This window comes from Catenovulum maritimum, from assembly GCF_001050375.1.
In the GTDB taxonomy this organism is placed as follows: Bacteria; Pseudomonadota; Gammaproteobacteria; order Enterobacterales; family Alteromonadaceae; genus Catenovulum; species Catenovulum maritimum.
In genome coordinates, this window is record NZ_KQ130518.1 from 15,669 (window position 1) to 16,339 (window position 671).

Here is a 671-nt window from a genome sequence, read left to right on the forward strand (position 1 = left end):
CGAGTGTGACGAAATTAGTTCTTTATTGTCTCTGCGTTCTTTATGAAAGTAAGCTTTAATTTCGTTCGATAATTTACCTTGGTTATTTTTAACCTGTAGCACATAATCACCGCCCTTTTTGTCAATTGCTGTCGCTACTTTTTTAAGGCAATGCATTGCATCAGCTGTAATGATATTCCCTTTAATTTCTAGTAATTCAATAAGTTCCATGACCGTGGATACCTCATTCTTTTTCCCTAGGGATTTACTTTGAGCTAAAACGAGTCCTTGTTCTACAGCATAAGCTGACACGCTGTGAATTGCCGTTTTTCGGTCACCATCAAATGAATGCCTAAGTGTTTTTCCGTCAAAATTAATAACTGATTGACCTTGGCTATCTCGCATTTCATTAACCCAACTTACAAAGCAAGTTAAGAGGGCTGTAGGCTCTAATACACTGATTATTCTAGCAATGGTATCGTCAACTGGAATACCGTTTTCGAACTGTCTAAATTTACGTAACCAATCTAATTTATTATCACCAAACTGTTTAATGTCTTTCCAACCTTCCGCACCTGACAGAATCGCAACCACTGTGAGAAATATGACATCAAGCAACTCATGCTTTTTATTGATATGCGAACGAGTATCTTCAAGTGTTTCAAAATGATCTATAAATGACATGGCTCTAG

The 671-nt window shown here is 37.0% G+C and carries 1 pseudogene; it reads right to left on the bottom strand.

Going from position 1 to position 671, the window contains the following annotated elements:
- Positions 1 to 663, bottom strand: a pseudogene (locus XM47_RS18435) (ISAs1 family transposase); the annotation flags it as partial.
- Between the last annotated feature and the right edge of the window lie 8 nt (positions 664 to 671).